Annotated in this window: 17 protein-coding genes; 7 read left to right on the forward strand and 10 right to left on the reverse strand. The window is 41.7% G+C overall.

Annotated elements, in window-relative coordinates:
* Window positions 1–237: 237 nt before the first annotated feature.
* Together WAA15_RS12695 and WAA15_RS12700 are read right to left on the reverse strand one after the other, a co-directional pair.
* Entirely contained in the window at window positions 238–1,017 is a 780-nt protein-coding gene (locus WAA15_RS12695; protein WP_337043136.1) for a TIGR00266 family protein, read from the reverse strand.
* Between the two features lie 323 nt (window positions 1,018–1,340).
* A complete protein-coding gene (locus WAA15_RS12700) occupies window positions 1,341–2,477 on the reverse strand; it encodes a hypothetical protein (RefSeq protein WP_337043137.1) in 1,137 nt (378 codons plus the stop codon).
* Window positions 2,478–2,989: 512 nt separating this feature from the next.
* Here WAA15_RS12700 and WAA15_RS12705 point away from each other — a divergent pair.
* Window positions 2,990–3,409: a hypothetical protein gene (locus WAA15_RS12705; protein ID WP_337043138.1), complete on the forward strand. Its 420-nt coding sequence runs from the start codon at window positions 2,990–2,992 to the stop codon at window positions 3,407–3,409.
* Window positions 3,410–3,449: 40 nt separating this feature from the next.
* On the opposite strand, the gene WAA15_RS12710 is transcribed toward WAA15_RS12705, so the two are convergent.
* Together WAA15_RS12710 and WAA15_RS12715 are read right to left on the reverse strand one after the other, a co-directional pair.
* Window positions 3,450–3,749 (reverse strand): YtxH domain-containing protein, encoded by a 300-nt coding sequence (locus tag WAA15_RS12710; RefSeq protein WP_337043139.1) that lies wholly within the window; start codon window positions 3,747–3,749, stop codon window positions 3,450–3,452.
* Between the two features lie 96 nt (window positions 3,750–3,845).
* Window positions 3,846–4,826, reverse strand: a complete 981-nt coding sequence (locus WAA15_RS12715; RefSeq protein ID WP_337043140.1) for a hypothetical protein — start codon at window positions 4,824–4,826, stop codon at window positions 3,846–3,848.
* Between the two features lie 458 nt (window positions 4,827–5,284).
* On the opposite strand from WAA15_RS12715, the gene WAA15_RS12720 reads away from it, so the two are divergent.
* Window positions 5,285–5,953: a YdcF family protein gene (locus WAA15_RS12720; protein WP_337043141.1), complete on the forward strand. Its 669-nt coding sequence runs from the start codon at window positions 5,285–5,287 to the stop codon at window positions 5,951–5,953.
* Between the two features lie 75 nt (window positions 5,954–6,028).
* On the opposite strand, the gene WAA15_RS12725 is transcribed toward WAA15_RS12720, so the two are convergent.
* A complete protein-coding gene (locus WAA15_RS12725) occupies window positions 6,029–6,391 on the reverse strand; it encodes a CoA-binding protein (protein WP_337043142.1) in 363 nt (120 codons plus the stop codon).
* 213 nt (window positions 6,392–6,604) lie between these two features.
* Here WAA15_RS12725 and WAA15_RS12730 point away from each other — a divergent pair, with 213 nt between their 5' ends.
* Window positions 6,605–7,186: an HNH endonuclease gene (locus tag WAA15_RS12730; protein ID WP_337043143.1), complete on the forward strand. Its 582-nt coding sequence runs from the start codon at window positions 6,605–6,607 to the stop codon at window positions 7,184–7,186.
* Between the two features lie 243 nt (window positions 7,187–7,429).
* Here WAA15_RS12730 and blaOXA read toward each other — a convergent pair whose 3' ends face one another.
* Complete coding sequence (gene blaOXA, locus WAA15_RS12735) at window positions 7,430–8,218, reverse strand: class D beta-lactamase (RefSeq protein ID WP_337043144.1); 789 nt, start codon at window positions 8,216–8,218, stop codon at window positions 7,430–7,432.
* Between the two features lie 83 nt (window positions 8,219–8,301).
* Between blaOXA and WAA15_RS12740 the strand changes: the two genes are divergently transcribed.
* Complete coding sequence (locus tag WAA15_RS12740; protein WP_337043145.1) at window positions 8,302–8,544, forward strand: MoaD/ThiS family protein; 243 nt, start codon at window positions 8,302–8,304, stop codon at window positions 8,542–8,544.
* A gap of 18 nt (window positions 8,545–8,562) precedes the next feature.
* Window positions 8,563–8,979: a molybdenum cofactor biosynthesis protein MoaE gene (locus tag WAA15_RS12745; protein WP_337043146.1), complete on the forward strand. Its 417-nt coding sequence runs from the start codon at window positions 8,563–8,565 to the stop codon at window positions 8,977–8,979.
* Between the two features lie 116 nt (window positions 8,980–9,095).
* On the opposite strand, the gene WAA15_RS12750 is transcribed toward WAA15_RS12745, so the two are convergent.
* The 3 genes from WAA15_RS12750 to moaC all read right to left on the reverse strand — a co-directional run bounded on the left by WAA15_RS12750 (window position 9,096) and on the right by moaC (window position 11,045).
* On the reverse strand, window positions 9,096–9,563 hold the full coding sequence (locus WAA15_RS12750) for a hypothetical protein (RefSeq protein ID WP_337043147.1): 468 nt from the start codon (window positions 9,561–9,563) through the stop codon (window positions 9,096–9,098).
* Between the two features lie 451 nt (window positions 9,564–10,014).
* The gene (locus tag WAA15_RS12755; protein ID WP_337043148.1) at window positions 10,015–10,575 is read right to left on the reverse strand and encodes an NTP transferase domain-containing protein; all 561 of its coding nucleotides are present in this window, start codon (window positions 10,573–10,575) and stop codon (window positions 10,015–10,017) included.
* On the reverse strand, window positions 10,572–11,045 hold the full coding sequence (gene moaC / locus WAA15_RS12760; RefSeq protein WP_337043149.1) for a cyclic pyranopterin monophosphate synthase MoaC: 474 nt from the start codon (window positions 11,043–11,045) through the stop codon (window positions 10,572–10,574). Before moaC ends, WAA15_RS12755 begins: the two co-directional genes overlap by 4 nt.
* Before the next feature lie 400 nt (window positions 11,046–11,445).
* On the opposite strand from moaC, the gene WAA15_RS12765 reads away from it, so the two are divergent.
* Window positions 11,446–11,772, forward strand: coding sequence for a hypothetical protein (locus WAA15_RS12765; protein ID WP_337043150.1), 327 nt, complete (start codon window positions 11,446–11,448; stop codon window positions 11,770–11,772).
* 32 nt (window positions 11,773–11,804) lie between these two features.
* Here WAA15_RS12765 and WAA15_RS12770 read toward each other — a convergent pair whose 3' ends face one another.
* Entirely contained in the window at window positions 11,805–12,353 is a 549-nt protein-coding gene (locus tag WAA15_RS12770) for a DNA-3-methyladenine glycosylase I (RefSeq protein WP_337043151.1), read from the reverse strand.
* A 197-nt stretch (window positions 12,354–12,550) separates the two neighbouring features.
* On the opposite strand from WAA15_RS12770, the gene WAA15_RS12775 reads away from it, so the two are divergent.
* A complete protein-coding gene (locus WAA15_RS12775) occupies window positions 12,551–14,095 on the forward strand; it encodes a Kelch repeat-containing protein (RefSeq protein WP_337043152.1) in 1,545 nt (514 codons plus the stop codon).
* Window positions 14,096–14,114 lie beyond the last annotated feature (19 nt).

Genomic DNA, 14,114 nt, shown 5'->3' on the forward strand with positions numbered 1-14,114 from the left:
AGTAGGTTTTGGTATTGATAAATTATGCAGCAAGTTAGCAGAATTTATAGCACACAGATAATATTAATTATGATTTTTTTTGTATCAGAAACGTACTTGCAAGCCGTATTATTGCAGGGTTTCGAGGTGAGATAGTGTTCTGGCAATACAGGGGGGGGCCATGCAGGGCCAGCCCACACAAAAAAAGGCACGAGTAGCGTTTTACCCGTGCCTTCTATCGCTTTAATATACGCAATATTAACTTTCAAACATACTGCCCAGACCGCCCAGAATAGAGCCGCTTTCTTTATTAGCATTACCACCATACGGAGTTAAACGCTGAATAAGTTTAGAAATTGGCAACGACTGAATCCAGACTTTACCTGTGCCGCGAAGCGTAGCAAGGAAAATACCTTCGCCACCGAAAATCATCGATTTAAGGCTACCCGAACGCTCAATGTCGAACTGGAGTTGTGGCTCAAAACCCACCACACAGCCGGTATCAATCCGTAGGGTTTCGTTTACTAGCTGGCGTTCAATGACTACCCCGCCCGAATGGATGAAAGCCATGCCATCGCCTTGTATTTTTTCAAGAATAAATCCTTCGCCACCGAAGAAGCCCGCCCCTAAACGTTTGTTGAAATGAATCGAGATACTGGTTCCCATAGCGGCACATAAAAAGGCATCTTTTTGTACAATCAGGGTGTTGCCCATAATATTAGCCAGATTTACGGCCTTGATAGTACCCGGATACGGCGCAGCAAAAGCTACCTTGCGCTTAATGCTGGAACGGTTTGTGAAGTGCGTCATGAATAGTGACTCGCCCATTAAAACCCGTGAACCCGCCTGAAATAACTTGCCCAGAATACTCTGCTCAGGTTGTGAGCCATCGCCCATTTTGGTTTCAAACAAAATGCCGTCTTCCATAAAAAGCATGGAACCTGCTTCGGCAATGACGGTTTCCATGGGGTCAAGCTCGATTTCGACAATCTGGATGTCTTCACCGAATATTTTGTAATCAATTTCGTGAGAACGCATAACAAATTAAGGTTTATAATTTTGTGACGAATATAGAAGTTTCGCCGGATAAGTTTCAAAAAAATCTACATAAAGGGCAGCTTTATTCATGGAACGGTTATTTTCAGAACATGAACTGCTTTTAAGTTTTACTATATTTTATTCTTGCTGTACTGCTGCAAGGTTGTTCTGCTTTTGATGCTAACTAGTGCGCTGGTATCTATTTATCTTCCTTGCACGGAAACCGAGTTTGCAATTAAACAACGTGATATATTTTGTAAGCGTCTGCCGCCCTCATGCCCATCAGAAATACCATTAAAACTACTGGAGAGCAACAGGATGCTTTATTTTTGTACTTCTGGAGAAACAACCACGAAGTCATACTTATCGATAATCTGATAGGTATCGTCCGTTAATGTTTTATCATTCCTGTAACGAACACGGAAAGGGCGCAAGTCAACAACTACCCATTTATCTTTGTCGTATAATTGCAAAAACTCTTTCGGGTATTCGTTTTCAGTACTTGCCAAATCATCAATGATTCTTCCGTCTTCGGTAGTATACCTGACAATGAAATATACATTGGTAAAATTGGTTTGGTTACGCTGCGACAATTCATAAACCGAATTGCCAATATCGTAGAGGTGTGTCATCAGGTTAAGCCCTTTGGCTAAATGGTTAGCTCCTAATTTAAAAAACACTTTTTCGTTTTTGGTTTTTGTCTGGTCGTAATACTGGTAAAAATTTTTCTTCATTAAGGTGGCTCGCATCAATGAATTATCTTCATAGTAAATCGTTCGGGATACCTTTATGTCATCCAACACACGTTTATAAATCGGTTGTGGAACTGCATTTCTCAAGCTGTCTAGTAGTTTAACTGCGGGCATCCACCATTTTGCCAGTAAGCTATCTCGTACAGGTTTATACGTCTGCTTTATTTTCGCAGATTGGGCATTGTAGACGTGGTTAATTGCATACGGAAAAGCCAATTGAAACTCTTGGTCGATTCCCCAGATATGGTACTTATATTTTTTTGCTGTAACCAACATTTGGGCATCTTCAGTAGTCTTGAAGAATGGGAAAGTTCCATAGTTTGGGTGGTCTTTAGAAACCATGAGCAAACTGTCAGCAGGATTTGCACTGGCTGCAAACCGCATGAGTTCGGAGGCTACAAACGGGCTTACTTCTACACACCAGTTTTTAAATCCATACCTGGACCCAACTTCGAGTGCATAGCTGGATAATTGTGATAATACTGTTGAATTATGATATTCGCCCCAAGCAACAAACTGATTGTCGGCAAACTGTTTTTCTAAAATATCCCACCCTGCACCGCTTGGTTTGTGGCCATCAAAAGTAAATGAACTCGTGTGTTGTAACAAATATCTGTTAAATTTGGTAGAGTCGCTGACAACCTTATTTTTCTGGGCAAAACACGTGTAGGAAAACATTAAACCAACGAGTAATAAAAGACTTTTCATATTTCAGTAAAATATTTTGAATTAATTGTATAAAATAAGGTAGATTATCAAGAAGTGGAACGCCGCCGCCGTATTTAATCGGGCTGGCAGCCGATGCGAAGCCAATATATGCGATGCTATTTACAAAACCAAAGAAAACTCCAGAGAGGTCTTACAAATATTGCCCCCTTATTATTTTATGTACAAAGGTTGTGGTGTTGGCTCAGGACAACAAACTTCTGTATGTGAGCCTTATGGCTACCGCCGTGTAATGTTCTTGCCTGATGTTAATAAGCATAAGCACTGCTATTACTGAAAGCTCCTGAAAAGTATCTGGCACTTGTTTAGTTGGTAAGGCAAGAGAAAAATAGAAGACTTGAATCAGAATATTTTAAAAGTTTTTCCAACCTTTTTGTTGCTGGTGGTATCCTTGTTATAAATATAGGGCTTTTCAGGTTAAACTTCTGTGGAATGATTTTTTTGAACTGAAAACTCGGAAGTATTACAAACAAACGTAAACGCAAAAAACAGTTATGAAAAGGTTAATGATTATGATGATGGTTGCAGTAGCAATGGCGTGTTCTAAAGAAGATACCACCGAGCCGCGGGCTTCGTTAGGTAGCACTATCGAAACAGCCTATGCCAAAGCAGTGGTGCTGCAAGAGGGTGTCGAAGTAAAAGTTACAAAAATCGAAGACAGCCGTTGCCCTAAAAGTGTGGTTTGTGTGTGGGCCGGTATGGTAAAAATCTTTGTGAATGTTTCAGAGAACAACATTACCAAAGAAGCCGTTATTGAGGTAATGGGCGATAAATCGAAACCTGCCAAAGCTACCGTTGACCTAAACGGGCATAGCTATGAAATTGAGGTGTCTGACGTGGCTCCGTATCCACAAACACCTGACCCGATAAAACTCGAAGATTACAAAATCAGCTTTACTATCAAGAAAGTCTGATAAAAGCAAGAGGCTAACCCAACGGTTAGCCTCTGCTGTTTTATGCCTGTGGCTCTGGGTTAGCCGGTGGTACGTCGGTAGTTTTGCCGAATAAATCCTGCAAGAATTTCTCGGCACCCGGAAAATACTGTTTCAAGGCTTCTGCTCCTTCGGTTTTCAGTTTTTCAAAATATTCAGGGGCTTTATCGATGGCCTGTTCGGCTTCACCCTTAAACTGATTGGCTTTTTCTTTCAAATCGGCCAGAGCCTTTTCGCCTTCTTCTGTCTGTAAATATTTGTGTAGTGCTACACCCGCGGCTGCGCCGAATACGAATGTGGCCAGATGTTTTGCATTTACCATTGCTGTATTGAATTTTAATGTTAGTACGGCCGCAGTTCCTCCTGAAACTGTTTTCTCATAACGCCGCAAGCCGCCTGCATGGTGTGTGTACAGGTATTAATATTTTGTGCTATCGTAATAGTTAAACGTAATGCTGTTATCAAACACATTGGCTTGTTTATTTACTACGTAGATGTCCTGTAAATTACAGAATATTTTTTCATATCTGTAATACTGGTTGGCAGCTACTCCTAGTTTGGCAATCTCGTTTTTTACGTATTTTTCGTTTACATACATTGTGCCGTAGCTTTCTTTCTTACGAATAGCATCTTCTACCACATTACTGGTCAGGTCTTCACTGGCTGTTAGGTAAACGGTATCTTCAGGGCTGTTTATAATTGAAGTATCGTGTACTGTAAATGCCAGAATACCGTCTTCGTGCAGGTGGTTATGAAGCACTTTCAACCAGCGCGTAAATAAATCTTCGGGTAAGTGGCTAAACAACGAGCCTACAAAAATAAATTTGAAGCGCACATCGGTTTTAAAGTCTTCGGGGGTAAAAGAAGAATAAATGCCATTGACACCAAATTTTTCTACCTGAAAATCAACCCCTTTCTTTTTTATGTCGGATGTATAAATCTGATTAGCGGGCAGGTAATGCACCAGTAGCCTTTCTAAAGCTCCATAGCCTGAGGCAAAGTCAAGAAAAGGATATGCCTGTTGTTGCCAGTTTTTGCCCCATTTTTTCTCTGCTATCTTTGAAATCATATCCAGAAAATGAACACTCCTAACAAAATAGGCTTTGAAGGCTTCGGGGAAAGAAAAGTTGTTCTGGATGAAAAACCTGAACATCAGGTCATTTTTTGAGATACCCGTATTAAAATCCTGTGGTAAATCAAAAATATTTTTTATACGCTCTATTTCTTCGGCACTTCGTTCGTTAATTACCCACTCGTCAGGATAAGCATCCTGAAGCATGGTCTCCAGAAACTGAAAGCGTTCTTCCACAGGTTTGTAAATGTACATTTGAGAAATAACATACTTAACCGGAGGGCCAAAAGTAGCAAGGACGATTTTTTTGAGTAAGTTTTTTAGCATAGCAGTATAAAGGTTTTTTTATTAAACCCATTAGTAATTGAATACTAAGCGTAGATTAATTTTATATTGAAAGATAATAATACGTATAGGGTGTTTGGCTGGGGCAAATATAAAAGGTTTTATTTTTTTACTGTAAGCATGAGTACTTTTTTTGATTTATCGGTAAAAAAACTCAGTAGGGCTTCAATACAGCATTGCTGGCAAGGCTAGAAATATGCCCATCATGAGAAGCCCGCCCGCCCGCTTTATGTAAACAGTTTATAAGTATCAGCAGCCATAGTATGGCAGAAAACATAAGCGAATCGGCCAGTGCTAGCCCACAAAAAAAAACATTTGCCGAGTAAAGCAACGGAGGCTAAGCAACTGGTGGCGGTGTGCCTTTAAACCAAATTATGGGCAAAAAGTAGCAGAAACTTTACAGATATTGCCTAATTTTGCCGCCGTTAAAACATTTATAGATGGCTGAAAGCCTTATCGACCATTACGCCGAGATTCTTTTCGATTATCATTTCCTGAAACAGCCTTTGGTAAAGGCCGACTGTATACTGGTGCTTGGTAGCCATGACCCCAGCGTGGCCGACTACGCCGCGCAACTATACCACGGGGGTTTTGCGCCATACATTATTTTTTCGGGTGGGGTTGTCAGGCCCGTTGGCGAGTTACGCAATACCAGACCCCGCTCAGAGGCAGAAGCGTTTTTTGAAATTGCCATTGAGCAGGGTGTGCCTGCCGAGGCCATTATTTTAGAAAATAATGCTACTAATACCGGAGAAAACTTTATCTTTACTAAAAAACTACTGGCCCATAAAGGGCTGGAGTTCAGAAGTTTTATTCTGATACAAAAACCGTATATGATTCGGCGCACCTATGCCACGGCTATGGTGCAGTTTAAAGAGTATGATTTTGTGGTTTCGGCCATGCCAGATACTTACCAGTCATATCTGGTGCGCTGTGCAGCAGAGGGTATCAGCAAAGAGCGGGTTATTAGTAACATGACCGGCGACTTACAACGGCTCAGAGTTTACCCCGAAAAGGGTTTCCTGATTGCCATGGATATTCCTGAGCAGGTATGGAGTGCCTACGAGCACCTGTTGGAAGCGGGCTTTGAGGGACGTATGGCAACCTGAGTGTAATCTGTTGCCGCACAATAAATAAATTGGGGAAATATTTCCTGTTGATGCTTATCAAATAAGCAGTTGTTGTTAATATTGCCCCGTCGAAAGCATCACAAGTGTACAGGCTTCGAGCGGTTCAATCTGGTTTTGTTCGAGCATTGTTTCAAACTCAGGGTTTTCGGTTCCGGGGTTAAAAATTACTCGTTTTGGTTGTAAGCCTACGATATAGTCATAATATTCGGGCTGATGTTTCGGGCTTATATACAGTGTTACGGTATCAATATCTTTCAATACAGGTTTGGTTGTTTGTATCTCATTGCCACCTATTTTTCCCTGATCTCTGCCTATGAGTTCAATTTCATGCCCATGATTTAACAAGCGGTTGGCCGCCAGAAAGGCATAACGTGAGGGGTCGGTGGATGCTCCTATTACTAAGGTTTTTTTTGCCATTGTTGTATCATAAAAATGAAGAACATTTATCAGAATGCCTTTCGTTCCTTAAATTAAGATTAAAACCTATATTTTAAAACAATTTTTTTATAAAAATGTTGTTATTATGCGAAGATTATCCTAACTGTTGTAGATGTTATCATTTTTCTGCTGGCATAGTTTTTTAGTGTAGAATTAACAGAATTAAGATTAACAATTTATATTTTTTTAGTGATGAATAGAGGACTGAACAGTGAAAAAACTGCCCTCTGGGCAGAGCGATGGACGCCAGTAATTATTGACGTAGAGGGAGTAGAAAACCCGCCCCGTTATGAGGTTTCAAATTTCGGACGCCTCCGCAGCTTGCAGAATGATTCTAAAGGGACAATTATTAAAGGCTCAGTTATTCAGGGCTATCGCTCTCTGAACGTAAGGCTCCCTAAAGGTAAAACGTTTAACCGTTATATTCATAAGCTGGTTGCAGAAGCCTTCGTTAAAAGAGAAACTCCCGAACAGAAGTTTGTGATTCATCTGGACTACGACAAAATGAACAACCACTTTGAAAACCTGAAATGGGTAACTAAAGATGATATGGTTGAACATAACCGCGAGAACCCGGCCGTTAAAAACAAGCCTATTCCGCGAAACACCAAGAATTACAAGCTTACTGAAACCAAAGTGAGAATGATTAAGAAGATGCTTCAGAACGAAAACACCCGTCTGAAAATGATTGCCAAACAATTTGGTATTACACATACCCAATTGAACCGCATTCGTTCGGGCGAGAACTGGGGGTATCTTAAAAACGAAGAATAACTGTTGTTTAAATAACCAACTGCTAACAGAATACTCAGCCCATGCCCATGCCTGATGTATTCGGATTTTCTCCGTTGATTTCTTAAAATAACACACACAGGTACGAATCAATGCGTATCTGTAAGTAGTAAACTTTTCAAAAAGTTTGCCTTAGCTCTCTATTGCCTTTACCGGCCTGAAAACCCTGTTTGCGGGCTGTGCTGTTTTTCTTGATTCTGTAACCAAAGGGCATAAAAAAAGGGATTATAAAATCCCTAGTTGCTTTAATATCTTATTGGTGATTTCGAGCCTGTCGGCACCGAAAGTTGGCATTTTTTTGTCGACGGGTTTATAAATACGGGTAGCAAAAAAATAAACCTTTCCGTGCGTTTCAATATAACCCACATACCAGCCAATATCGTTAGGTGGGGTATCGGCCCAACCGGTTTTGGCGCGTAGCACATAGTCGGGTGTTTTTTCCTGAATCATGATTTGTTTCACGATATTGTATGTACGTTTCGAGAAAGGAAGTTTTTCTTCATATAGTTTTACCAGAAAATCAAGCTCATTTTTGGGCGAGATAGTCAGGCTTGATCCTAGCCAGAAGGTGGTCAGCCCCGCGCTGATGTCCTGATTGCCGTAGTTTAGTAGTTTCAGGTATTTTTCGTAATTGTTTTCACCTATGCGTCGGGCCAGTTCCTGATAAAACCACACCGTTGAGTTTTTATAGGCATTTTTCAAGTCGTGGTCGGCGTTCCAAGCATCACGAAAACGCTTTTGCCCGTCCCATTTAAGCACTTCGTTTTCGTCTTTAATTACGCCCAGTTCGAGGGCAATCATTGAGTTAGGAATTTTGAAAGTCGAGGCCGGAGAAGTAGGTCGCAGAAACTCATCCTTATCGCTTACGATGTATTCCTTTTGCTGGTAGTCGTACAGAAAAAAGCCGCCTTCAACGTCTTTTTCTTTAAAATACCCACTAAAGTCCTGTGTTTTTTGTGAAAACGCACCCGTTAAAAAACAAAGCACGAAAATAAAAGTAAGTAGTTCTTTCATTGTGGTAAAGCACGAAGTAAATTTGAATTAATTTCTACAAAAATAAGTTTTTTTTAAAAGGTTTTGTTGCCTTATTGATTAAAATGCACCTGAAAATTTTATGCTTTGGTATTACACGTGATATTATCGGGCAATTTGAATATAAAACATCATTGCCCGAAGGGGCCACAGTGGCTGATTTGAAAAATCAGCTCAACGAAAGTTTTCCGGCTTTTGGCACGCTTAAATCGTTGCGTATTGCGCTCAACGAAACTTACGCCGAAGATACGACACCCTTAACCGAAAACGCCGAAATTGTGCTTATTCCACCCGTGAGCGGGGGGTAATTGCCACACTCACATACCATGATAGACATACAATTATTACATACGCCCCTTTCGGAACAGACCTGCCTCGACTTTGTAAAAACCGACAACGCCGGAGGCATTGTGGTGTTTGTGGGTACCGTACGCAACCAGACCAAAGGCAAAGCAGTAATAAGGCTCGACTTTGAAGCCTACGAACCGATGGCTATTGCCGAAATGCGAAAAATAGCCGTGCAGGCACTCGAACAGTTCGGGCTGAAAAAAGTGGCGGTGCATCATCGGGTCGGAACCCTCAATATTGGCGAAGTACCCGTGGTAATTGCTGTTTCGGCGGCGCACCGCAAAGCTGCCTTTGAAGCCTGCGCCTTTGTGATTGATACGCTCAAGGAAACAGTGCCTATCTGGAAAAAAGAAATATTTGAAGATGGCGAAGTATGGGTGTCGGCTACACCTTAAATTGGGGGTAAGCAAGGAGGCAGCCAGTACAAATTAGCAGATATAGCAAGTGCGATTTTACATCGTTGAAGACGATGATTTAATGAAGAATACAGCGAAACTTTTAATCAGTTCAATTAATGGATATTCATTGTACTATCGCATGACCTGATTTTTTCTTTAGCAATTGAAAGGGCTTTTTTCCAATCCACAGAATAACCTTCAGGCCAAATTATTTTTAAATTCTTATTACATATAATTGATAAAGCATTTTTTTTAAAAAAACTTACAAAGTAATAGTCGTTACAATTGCCTATGCTGAAATATTCCTTTTTTACTTCTCCATTGATAGACGCAAAGAATGTTTTTGGCACTATCAGCTTATTATTTTGATATAATTCAAACAAAATAGGAGTATCATTTGTATTCGTGATTCCGAACTCCTTTGTGTAGTATATTTTGAAAAAATCATGGCTATTATTAGGGAAATACAATGTATGTACTTCTATATCCTCAGCGGGTCTTTGCAATTCATACCTAAGATATAAAAATATTGTAATTATTGATATTACTGGAATTAACAGTTTGAGTATTTTTTTATTCATAGAAAGCGTTTAAGCTAAAAAGAAGATTCCCAAAATAGGTTGAATTTTATGCCGGGCCACCCGTGCAATACGAATCATAAATAAATATACAATCGAAAAATATCTTTTACCACACACAACTACACATTACTTATACAATTTCTCTGCTAGATAAAATCTCCTTATAAACTATTCTTTCCCCTTTTTATTAGATGATATACTAGAAAAATGATGATATAAAACCCCTCTAACCACCCAATATAACCTGCAAGCCATAGAACTGCTTCGTTAGGAAAAAGATTCTTTAAAGGGCCGTCCTTTATATATTCATAATTGCAAATCGGTTTTAATTTACAGTCTTAATTCAAACTCATCCGAGCATTATTATCATGTTATCAAAACTACGGCGCATTTAAGCAAATACACGTATCATCAATGAGCTGCAATAGAGAAGAATCGCCACGATGCTTGGTTAACCCCCTTGCTGGTTAATAAATGTTTTGAAATCCTGAGGTGTATTAATATTAGTCATAAAGCGGGTGTCTCCACCAAAAATTATTTCGATGTCATGCTCTTGCAGAAAAATTTTAGGGCTTTTTTGCCCTGCCTCAAGGCTGGCTTTCATGGGCAGATACGCCGCAGGTTCATAGACAGTAATGAGCGGCTCAGGGGCCTTTGTTTCGGGGTTATAAAAAGCCGTGGCTACTTTAGCAGCGTGCCGATACTCCAATAAGGTTCGTAGGGTGGCCTCGTTTACGAGCGGCATATCGCAGGCAACTACCAGCCACGGGGTGTCGGGGTGTTGGGCAAAGGCCGACACAATTCCGCTCATGGGGCTAACAGCCTGTTTGTCAGGAATAACGTTTGCATGAGCAAACTGCCCCTCACGTGCCGAAAAATAGACCTCCGTACAAAAGCCTTTCAGTAGGGCAAACAGATAGTCGCGTTGGGGTAACCCATCATGATAGGGCAAGAGGCTTTTATCTGTACCCATGCGGGTGCTGCGGCCTCCCATCAGAATCAGCCCGTTCATAGCCTGAAATCACGCTTACCGCCTGTTTTTTCAATCAGACGTGTTTCTCTGATAACAATATTATGCGAAAAAGCCTTGCACATATCATAAATGGTAAGTGCCGCAATGCTTGCACCTGTGAGAGCCTCCATCTCAACCCCTGTTTTGCCTGTAAGCGAGGCGGTGCATTCAACCACAACTTCTTTTTGCTGATTAAGGCTGATATGAATCTGGCAGTTTTCAAGCCCTAGCGGATGGCACAACGGAATGAGGTCGCCGGTACGCTTGGCGGCCATTACGCCAGCAATAATGGCGGTCTGAAAAACCGGCCCCTTCTGGGTATGAATTTCGTCGTTCTGTAATTTTTCCAGAATGGCCTCATCCAACACCACAATACTGCGGGCTTTAGCAAGCCTTCTGGTGATATTTTTTTCGCCTACATCAACCATCGACGGGTTGCCTGCGGCATCGATATGCGTAAAGTCTGACATAGCAAAACAATAGATAATAATAGCTGCTCGGTAAAACACCTGTATACCGCCGCAGTTGCCTCCGAAGGTAAACCAACGGCCGTTTGTATCAATACTGATGTAAATGTAGCGGGTGTAATTGCTTTAAGCAATACATATATTCAGTATTATTACGGCAGCTTCGGTTTCCTGGCCTTTTGTGCGTTTGTGTGGGTTTTGCCACCTCAAAAGTGCAAAGGCGTTTATTCATAAAAGTAGTGGCTACACCCGCAAAAGTCCTAAAACAATTAGGTAGCCCAGATATATTTAGTAATATTAATCCTATTTCATGCAACAGATTAATATATTTGTAACCAACAAGGTAAAACCAGCCACTGACCTGTAAGCTGTGGCTATTATTAATTTGTTAATATTTTCCTCTATGCAATCAGAACAAAGTCAGGAAGTAACCAAACGCTTCTTTGAAATCCTCGACGAACTCGTCCAACTGGGCCACATCCATTTTATGAACGACTTCTACGTCGAACATAAAATAAACAGCCGTAATATTTACCAGTTACGTAAAGATTACAGCCGTGATATTATGCAACTTGAGTGGTTGACAGCACTGGTAAGAGACTACCATGTATCGGGCGACTACCTGCTTACAGGCAAAGGTAAAAAATACAGAAAAGAACTGGAGCCTATCGAACGCCCCAAACGCCGCAAATACCAGAAGCATAAAACCGCATCTGTGGCAAGTGTGTAGGGTATCGGGCAAAGTGTTTTTGTTTGCTGTAATTACCCCAACTGCCACAAAGGTTTGTGTGCCAGCACTTGTTCATATACAGGGCATTGGCTATGATGCGCACCGGGCAACACGCCGATACTCATCAGAAATTCGTTTACGATTTCGCCGCCCGTAAACCTGAAAGTTTTCTTGAAGAGTTTCACCCATTCTTCCTTCTTTTTAGGGTGGTGCAGGCTTATCCAGTTCTCGAACGAGCCGTGTTCTTTTTGCAAGCGCAGAATCACGTTGGCGTTTTCGATGGCTGCATTAATTTTAAGCCTGTTTCGGATAACCCCTGCATCGGCCATCAGGCGGGCGCGGTCTTCTTCGGTATAAGCGGCCACCGTTGCAATATCAAAGTTATGATACGCCAGCCTGAAAGTAGCTTCTTTTTTCAGAATGGTTTCCCAGCTTAAACCGGCCTGATTAATTTCCATGATTAAACGTGCAAACAATTCGTTGTCGTCATGAATCGGGAAACCATAGTGGTGGTCATGATAAGCCTGATGAAGCTCCCGCTGTGGCGAGGGCATAGAAGGTATATAATTGCAATAAGACATCGTATGTGGTTTTTATGGCAAAGGTCTGAAAGAATCGGTATTAAAGTAGCTAAAACCTCAAAAAAAGGTTTCAATAGGTATAGATAAGGCTAAAAATCGCCTTTTTTGCTAGCTTTTATGCAATTCCTTACTAAAGATTTGGTTAGGTCAGAATATTCAATTATTTTACCGAAAGATTACTCACTGCCCCTACTGAAATGAATAAACTTATACGTTTATTAAACTTGTTGTGTACTAGCATTATTATTCTTAGCTGTGATTCATTTAAATGGGATTTGCCCGAAAAGGATTTTCCTGTTTGCAATGAGCCCAACGCTACGGTCAGAGTGACCAGTTCAGGTCTTATGGTAAACCTGAGTATTTCCAACCTGCAAGGCCCTGTAACTCAGCTACAATGGGATATGGGAGATGGAACCACCTCGACCCAGACAAGCGATTTTTCGTACACCTACCGCAATGCTGGTACTTATACCATCAAATTAAACTTACGCAATACTTGTGGCGATACCAAAACCCTCTCGTATCCGGTAAGCGTAACGGGTATTCCGGCTGTAAGCACACTCGATGCCACCGACGTGGTCGACACCAAATTTGTGATAAACATGAGCATCAGCAGCAGCGGTAGTTCGCTCGTAACACAATATGGCGTTTGTATGTCAAACATATTAAGTGTGCCTGCCATCGAAAACTCCACAGTTATTACCAGTAACGGAAATCCGGCCGTTAATACACGTTATTCGTTCAAGTTTGAAAACCTCAAGGTTAATACCTCTTATTACTGCCGCGCCTTTGCCAGAAACTCTTCGGGGCTATCATACGGGCAAGTATTGAAAATCAATACCATGCCTATCAGCGCGGCTACCAATACGCTCATCTTCCCGCTTGATTTGAAAGGCCGCGACAGCCCGATTTGCTTTGTTATTAACAAAAAACTTTATACAGGTATGGGAGCCGACGGCACAGGTACGGTGTATAATGACTTGTGGGAATATGACCCCGCAAAAAACAGCTGGACACAGAAAGCCAGTCTGCCGTCGTCGGGTCGGGTTTCGGCTGTGGGCTTTACAGTAGGTAGCAAAGGCTATGTGGGCTTAGGTTATAATGGCACTGCCATGCTCGACGATTTCTGGGAGTATGACCCAAGTACCGACGCATGGACCAAGAAAGCCAGCCTGCCCGCCACAGGGCGTTGGGCGGCGTTTGGGTTGGGGCATTCGCAACGCGGATACGTAGGCGGTGGAAGCAACAACTCGCTTAACTTCAAGGATTTCTGGGAGTATGACCCAAGCGGCAATACTTGGACACGTAAAGTAGACCTGCCTTTTTATAAGGTAAACGGAAGCGGTTTCTCGATAGGTAGCTTTATGTATATGGGCTTTGGGCAAAATATGGATTCACAAACGGCAGGCGAAGGGCCTACTGGCAGAGATTTCTGGCAGTACAACGCTAGCTCGAACGTATGGGTTCGGAAGCCGGATATACCAAGTAATGCCCCTTACGAAACCAAAATTAACTTTACTATTGGTGACAAAGGCTACATTGGCCGCTTTGATGCCGACTCGCCCAATAACCTGAGAATGTATACATACACCCCTTCAACCGAACGTTGGATTGTGTCGGCAGGGTTACTGGCAATTCCTCGTTTTTACGGTTGCGGAGGAGCCATTGATAATGTTGCCTATTACGGATTCGGTGGTGCTAACAATAACCTTTTAAACGATTTCTGGCTATTTAAACCCTGATACGCAGTACTAAACCGCT

Origin of the sequence: Emticicia sp. 17c, assembly GCF_037153985.1 — a bacterium.
Classification (GTDB): domain Bacteria; phylum Bacteroidota; class Bacteroidia; order Cytophagales; family Spirosomataceae; genus Emticicia.

What these genes read in the sequence shown, in the direction of transcription:
- WAA15_RS12710 (WP_337043139.1), bottom strand. Translation starts at nt 3,749, where the DNA reads ATGGTAAATGCAAAACATCTGGCCACATTCGTATTCGGCGCAGCCGCG.
- WAA15_RS12745 (WP_337043146.1), top strand. Translation starts at nt 8,563, where the DNA reads ATGATAGACATACAATTATTACATACGCCCCTTTCGGAACAGACCTGC.
- WAA15_RS12740 (WP_337043145.1), top strand. Translation starts at nt 8,302, where the DNA reads ATGCACCTGAAAATTTTATGCTTTGGTATTACACGTGATATTATCGGG.
- WAA15_RS12765 (WP_337043150.1), top strand. Translation starts at nt 11,446, where the DNA reads ATGCAATCAGAACAAAGTCAGGAAGTAACCAAACGCTTCTTTGAAATC.
- WAA15_RS12750 (WP_337043147.1), bottom strand. Translation starts at nt 9,563, where the DNA reads ATGAATAAAAAAATACTCAAACTGTTAATTCCAGTAATATCAATAATT.
- WAA15_RS12700 (WP_337043137.1), bottom strand. Translation starts at nt 2,477, where the DNA reads ATGAAAAGTCTTTTATTACTCGTTGGTTTAATGTTTTCCTACACGTGT.
- WAA15_RS12755 (WP_337043148.1), bottom strand. Translation starts at nt 10,575, where the DNA reads ATGAACGGGCTGATTCTGATGGGAGGCCGCAGCACCCGCATGGGTACA.
- WAA15_RS12695 (WP_337043136.1), bottom strand. Translation starts at nt 1,017, where the DNA reads ATGCGTTCTCACGAAATTGATTACAAAATATTCGGTGAAGACATCCAG.
- WAA15_RS12720 (WP_337043141.1), top strand. Translation starts at nt 5,285, where the DNA reads ATGGCTGAAAGCCTTATCGACCATTACGCCGAGATTCTTTTCGATTAT.
- WAA15_RS12775 (WP_337043152.1), top strand. Translation starts at nt 12,551, where the DNA reads ATGAATAAACTTATACGTTTATTAAACTTGTTGTGTACTAGCATTATT.
- WAA15_RS12730 (WP_337043143.1), top strand. Translation starts at nt 6,605, where the DNA reads ATGAATAGAGGACTGAACAGTGAAAAAACTGCCCTCTGGGCAGAGCGA.
- blaOXA (WP_337043144.1), bottom strand. Translation starts at nt 8,218, where the DNA reads ATGAAAGAACTACTTACTTTTATTTTCGTGCTTTGTTTTTTAACGGGT.
- WAA15_RS12715 (WP_337043140.1), bottom strand. Translation starts at nt 4,826, where the DNA reads ATGCTAAAAAACTTACTCAAAAAAATCGTCCTTGCTACTTTTGGCCCT.
- moaC (WP_337043149.1), bottom strand. Translation starts at nt 11,045, where the DNA reads ATGTCAGACTTTACGCATATCGATGCCGCAGGCAACCCGTCGATGGTT.
- WAA15_RS12705 (WP_337043138.1), top strand. Translation starts at nt 2,990, where the DNA reads ATGAAAAGGTTAATGATTATGATGATGGTTGCAGTAGCAATGGCGTGT.
- WAA15_RS12770 (WP_337043151.1), bottom strand. Translation starts at nt 12,353, where the DNA reads ATGTCTTATTGCAATTATATACCTTCTATGCCCTCGCCACAGCGGGAG.
- WAA15_RS12725 (WP_337043142.1), bottom strand. Translation starts at nt 6,391, where the DNA reads ATGGCAAAAAAAACCTTAGTAATAGGAGCATCCACCGACCCCTCACGT.